Below are 6,000 nucleotides of genomic sequence, written 5' to 3'. Positions count from 1 at the left end.
GCGCAGCGAAGTACCGAAGCGAAGCGTAGTGCGGAATGCCCCGACCCTTGCGTCAGCAAGGGGCACGCCCAAAAAATAAAATCAAATTCATAAAATCAAGCACGTTTCTTTTTTATTTTAGCTTGAATTTAGTGAAACATTGCTGAAATTTATTTTAGCTTTTTAGGCGCTCTGCACCTTGCAGAACGCCAAATAATAGATTAGCTAAACACAACGAAATGCTACATTACTCCTCCCTCAAAAAGCACAATCAGCTTAAAAATTAGAGGATTTTACAATTTTTTGAGTGTAAATACCCCCTGTATAAGATACAAAACGAAGCAGATAAACCCCGTTTTGCCATCCATATACATCTATTGTATGTCCCTTTTGACCATTTTGTAAAAAAGCTTGGTAAATTAGTTCTCCTAACAAATTGAATACCTGTATAGTGCCATTTTCAGCATGTTTGAGAGAAACGGTTACAATGTCATGAGGGACAGGATTGGGGTATATTTCTAATTCCTGACTTATCAAACCTTCTAATCGTACATTTAACGTATTGCTAATTTTGGTATTACCATCTTTATCTTGGTACAAAATACGATAGTAATGAGGTTCATTGTCATAAATTGTGTGAATATAGGTTTGTGTGTTGTCCATGTGAGCAAGATTTTCCCAGGGCTTACCATTTGCAGAGTGCTGTAAAATAAGATTTTTAACTACTTCATCTTGCGTAATTTGATAGCGTAAAATAACTTGGTTACCTACTAATTCATGCCCTAAAGTAATAGCAGGTAGAGGAAGATTACAGTTTAGTAAAATGTTTCGCCATGCAGCATTTGCAGCATTATTCGGAGCGCCTGGGGTTTCTCCTGCAGGAACTGCTGCGTTAGTATAATTTACAAGATCATTAAAATCATCATTGCTGTTATGCGTAAAAGAATACACTCTACCCGCTGTACAACCTAATGGAGTGCAGTTATCTACTCTTACTCCCGGACCTGCGCCTATGCAATTGCATGTACCATCTCCAAAAGATAAACCGTGAAAATGGGCAAAAGCTGGAGTACGAACCTGCATAACATCCCCATCATTAGCTAAGCCAAGAGGATCCCAAATAGGGGTAGTATAAGTGCAACCCCCATAGCTAGAATTACTAGTATTTGGAATTGATGTACACCTTTCTAGCAACGAACTGGTATTGGACGGTATAATATACACTTTATCATTATTCGAGTCGCTGATATCATCGGGTAAGGTAATAGATATATTTTTGTCTGCAGCATTGTAAATGAGTATGATAGATCCTGTGGGTACACTTGCCCATTGGGGGTCGTTAGTGAAACGAATATGCCCAGGTGCTATGCCCGCGCCTGTAGTGGGTCCCCCACTGTAATCCCCATTATTGTCATCAATTACCCATTGGCGGATATCTACCGTACAAGTTCCAGGTGGAGCTACTACGATAAGTTCTACATATTCGCGAGTACCGCTGTTGCCTTGTGAAACTTCGTTCACAATTAGCCCAGGTCCTTGCGCATGTATTTTAGCACAGAGGAATAAGATACATGAGAAAGTAATTAGATTTTTCATAAGCACGGATATTCACCTTACAAAGGTAAAAAATAAGCCTATTTGCTATGTTATACAAGTATTAAATTTATGTTATCTGTTTTTCTGGGCTTTATATTGGGCTATACCTGCTTTGAGAAATGCAGAAAACTCTTGTACTGTGGTCAAGCCACCGTAAGGAGGCACTAAATCTTTTTGATTATGGTCAATCATAGCATAAAGAGGTTGAGTATTTTGCTTGTAAACTTCCATTTCATAAACGCTCCACTTTTTACCTAGGGTGGTTATGCCTGGTTTTCGTTCATTTTCAGGAAGTTTAGTTTTATCATCTACGTACAAAGAAACAGCCACTACTTGGTTATTCAAAATATCTCTAATTTCGGGGTGTGTCCATACGTTTTCTTCATTTCTACGGCAGTTTGCACAACCGTGTCCCGTAAAGTCAATAAATACAGGTTTATCTTCTTTTTTTGCTACTTCCAAAGCTTCGTCTAAGTCAAAGTAAATGTCAAAACCTGGGGGAGCGTGTAGAATTTTACCATACTTGCGCATTTCTGGAGGTACTCTGCTTTGAGTTTGAGTATGCGAGGTAGCGGTATTTTGTCCCATAACAAAATCTTGTGTAGGTAAGGGCGGTAGAATACCTGAAAGCGGCTTAAGTGGGGCACCCCAAAGCCCAGGAATAAGATAAGCTACAAAACTAAATGTCAATATCGCCAAAATTAACCTGCCCACAGATATTCTTTTGTTATCGTCATCATGGGGAAGCTGAATGTACTTAAGCAGATATAAACCCATGAGCAAAAAGATTCCTATCCATAAAGATAGAAAAACATCCCTATTTAGTAGCCCCCAATGAGAAGGTAAGTCAGCTTGGGATAAAAATTTCAAGCCTAATGCTAACTCCAGAAATCCTAATACTACTTTAACCGAATTTAACCACCCTCCACTTTTAGGTAAAGAATTTAGCCACTGCGGAAACATAGCAAACAAAGTGAAGGGCAGCGCAAATGCCGCAGAAAAAGCAGCCATGCCTACAATCGGTCGTAAAAAGCTGCCTTGTGTAGCTTCCACTAAAAGCGTTCCTACTAAAGGTCCTGTGCAAGAAAATGAAACTACGGTCAAAGTAAAAGCCATGAAAAATATTCCAATCAAACCTGACTTTTCACTTTTTCTATCTAAATAATTCGCAAATCGGGCAGGTAAAGTAATTTCAAAAGCACCAAAAAATGAAAGTGCAAATATCACGCAAAGTAAAAAGAATATAACATTGACCGTAGGACTGGTAGAAAAAGCATTGAGCGCATCGGAACTTTTGAATATCATGGCTGTAATTACTCCAAGCAAAACGTAAATTAAAATGATAGATATACCATACACAACTGCATCTTTTCTTCCTTTCTTTTGAGCGGCTTTTTGCTTGATTTTGTACTCTTCTTCTGCGGCTTTGAGAGTTGCTTCATCTACTTCACCTTTTTCGTATTGTTTCCTAACCTTGTTTAATGCTGCTAATGCTTTACCTGCACCTCCGCTTTTGGTAAAATAACTTACGGTCATAGGTATCATAGGAAATACGCATGGCGTAGCCAAAGCTGCCAATCCTGCTAAAAAGGATACTATCATAAAATACCATAAGCCTACATCTTTGTCCTTTTGGGGATTATTAAAGTTATGGACGGAAACTGCTGCAATCTTAGTTTCGGTAGTATCTTTTGAAATGGCAGTTGTGATTAGTGTATCTTTTTTATCGGATTTAGATATACCTACTGTGTCTATTTTGAGGGCTTTGTTCTCTGCATTAGCTGGGTTAGTTCCCAAAATGAAGGTAAAACTTTGGGTTGTAGGGGCTATACATTGTTTTTCATCACACTGTTGATATTCAATCTCGCCTTTTACCGTTGCTTTATCTTGCAATAGTCTTACTTTTTGCTTAAAAGTTACCTTGTCCACAAAATACAGTAAGGTGGTTTTAAGTACTTCATCTTTTTCTTCAATAGGTTTAGGTTCTTCTACGTTGCCGATCAATTCAAAGGTATTATTTTTTTGAAAAGTGAAGGTAGTTGGAACAGAAAAAGTCTCTTTTTGTGAAAAAATGTGCCAATGCTTATCCATTTGGGCAGTGAATAGTAGAGTTACCACATCTCCTTTTTTAACCGTTTTAGCGTCAGGTTCGGTGGTAAAAGTCCAACGGGTGTGATTTTCTTGGGCTTTGACAAGCGGAATGTAAAAAAGAATTGCAATTAAAATAAAGCGGCATGTAGCAAAAGAAGGTTGCTCAAAGGATTTCATGGGATATAGTTTCAAATTTTGCACAAATTTACAGAGAATTACTCGGATAAGTTTGAGCTTATTGGTAAAATGTAACTTGCATAACAATTTTTATTTTGGGCGTGCCCCTTGCTGAGGCAAGGGTCGGAGCATTCCGCACGTAGCCCGTAGCACGCCGACCTTGTAGGTATACTCGCAGCGTAATGCCCACAAGGATACGCCTAGGTAGAGTGTCAATATATGCTCTGTATCCATTTTTTGTAAAAGTAAAATATGGCTAACACAATAAACAAGAAATATCTGATGATATATTCACATTACAAGGATTGCAAGCTTGCTTACTAGTGTCGCATGCTATTTGAGGGTAATATTAAAAACAAATAACTTAAATCACTGATTATTAAGTTTTTACAATTAAATAAAAAATTTGAAGTAAATATGGTTGTAAAAATTTGGCAGAGTCAATAACAAATCTTATTATTGCGGTGCTTAAAACAAAAACGTATATGAATATGCAGCAAAGTAATAGTGGCAAAAGTCAGCTCGCAGCCCTTATAATATGTATTTTTGCGGGGCCTCTAGGGATACACAGATTTTACCTGGGGTACACTGCTGTGGGAATAATACAACTTTTTACGCTAGGAGGATGTGGTATATGGGTATTGATTGACCTCATTCTCATTGCAACTGGAGACTTGAAGCCAAAAGATGGAGAATATGAAAAAACATTATAGTTGTAACATAAGTGAGACTCACCAAATCATCATCGCTATTGCTGCATAATATATATCATTCTACTTATCTTTTAATTCTGCTTTTAGTACCTATTATTCTTATATCACTTCCGACAGACTTTTTTGACAGTGGGGTAAAGGTCTGTTTGTTTCTCACCTTATTTGACCAAAACTGTCCAGGATGCAGCATGACAAGGGCAATACAGCACCTTATACACCTTGATTTCAAAGAGGCTTATACTTATAACAAGCTATCTTTCATAGTATTTCCTCTTTTGATAATCATTTGGATACAAGAAATTAAGAGAGTCAAAAGAAAAATAAGCTTATTACACAAAAGTCAAAGATAAAACTGTTCCACTGTGGAAGATAAAGTACTCAATTTTTCAATCGCTAATATCTTTAAATTCGCAGCATAATGATTAAAAAAGCCATGCTGCGAAATTTTTTATATATGCCTACTTTTCGCTTTGTACGGCGGGTTATATTTTCTATTGAACTGAACTTGAAATTTATCAAGTTAGAAAACACTTCTAGAATGGATTATTCCTGTCTTTAACCTCGTTTTAATGTTGTATTTGTGGAAAGATAAAAGATCTCTTACTTTTTATCTCAAACATCCTATTGTGATAAGTACCATAGGTTTATTAGTGGCTATGGTACTGTTCTATATTTAATAGTCAAGTGTTTATACATTCGCTTAAAGGTATATTGTTATGGCATTCCCTCTGTGGCTGTACATAGCTAATCTATGCATTAAAGACCCTGATCAAAACAAGTATTTAACCACGTTTTGGATTTTTTACACTGTAATAATACTCTTATTTGCGTTTTTATTGGGTTTTTGCTACTTTGTGCATGATAATTGCATTTTTATTTCATTATCCAAAGAACATTAAACTAACTTTATTCGGTATTACTTTATGTGGCATAATTGCTTGCTTTGTTTATCTTAAAATAAGTGAATACCGAAATAAACACCAAGTTTGGTTAGACCCCAGAGATTATTCTGTATTTGTGCAGATAGAGTCCATTTTTATTTGGAGTAGAAACGAGTCAAATGGAGAGCGTATAAACCGCTGGCAAGCTGCTAAACTCATGTTTGGGGAGAGTAAATGGACAGGAATAGGTATCCAAAGGTATTTCTTTTATAGGGATAAGATTGAGCGAAGTAAAATCGCAGAAACTAACCGTATGAATGATTATATGAACGCTCATAATATACATTGGCACTATAGCGGAACAGGGCATGATGGGTATAATTGCTTTGTTAGGATTTATATTAAGTTGTGTATATCATTTACGCAGGTGGGGATTTTAGGGATTTTAGGGATTTTAATATTTTTACATTATTTATTATTAATTATTAGGAGTTATTGAGGATTTTACCCTGCTAACAGATATTATACCTTGTTTTTGGATATGTGTATGCTGGGGAGTATAT

General features: G+C 36.6%; 5 protein-coding genes. 2 read left to right on the top strand and 3 right to left on the bottom strand.

The window, feature by feature from the left end:
* Window positions 1–255: 255 nt before the first annotated feature.
* The 3 genes from NZ519_02425 to NZ519_02415 all read right to left on the bottom strand — a co-directional run bounded on the left by NZ519_02425 (window position 256) and on the right by NZ519_02415 (window position 4,033).
* Entirely contained in the window at window positions 256–1,575 is a 1,320-nt protein-coding gene (locus NZ519_02425) for a T9SS type A sorting domain-containing protein (protein ID MCS7027597.1), read from the bottom strand.
* 72 nt (window positions 1,576–1,647) lie between these two features.
* Window positions 1,648–3,843 carry a thioredoxin family protein gene (locus NZ519_02420; protein MCS7027596.1) on the bottom strand — a complete coding sequence of 732 codons (2,196 nt, stop codon included), beginning with the start codon at window positions 3,841–3,843 and terminating at the stop codon, window positions 1,648–1,650.
* Between the two features lie 58 nt (window positions 3,844–3,901).
* Window positions 3,902–4,033 (bottom strand): hypothetical protein, encoded by a 132-nt coding sequence (locus tag NZ519_02415; GenBank protein ID MCS7027595.1) that lies wholly within the window; start codon window positions 4,031–4,033, stop codon window positions 3,902–3,904.
* A gap of 301 nt (window positions 4,034–4,334) precedes the next feature.
* On the opposite strand from NZ519_02415, the gene NZ519_02410 reads away from it, so the two are divergent.
* Together NZ519_02410 and NZ519_02405 are read left to right on the top strand one after the other, a co-directional pair.
* Entirely contained in the window at window positions 4,335–4,556 is a 222-nt protein-coding gene (locus tag NZ519_02410; protein ID MCS7027594.1) for a TM2 domain-containing protein, read from the top strand.
* 825 nt (window positions 4,557–5,381) lie between these two features.
* On the top strand, window positions 5,382–5,936 hold the full coding sequence (locus NZ519_02405; protein ID MCS7027593.1) for an O-antigen ligase family protein: 555 nt from the start codon (window positions 5,382–5,384) through the stop codon (window positions 5,934–5,936).
* Window positions 5,937–6,000: the final 64 nt, after the last annotated feature.

Source organism: Bacteroidia bacterium, from assembly GCA_025056095.1.
GTDB lineage: Bacteria > Bacteroidota > Bacteroidia > JANWVE01 > JANWVE01 > JANWVE01.
This window is presented reverse-complemented; position numbering and strand designations above follow the sequence as displayed.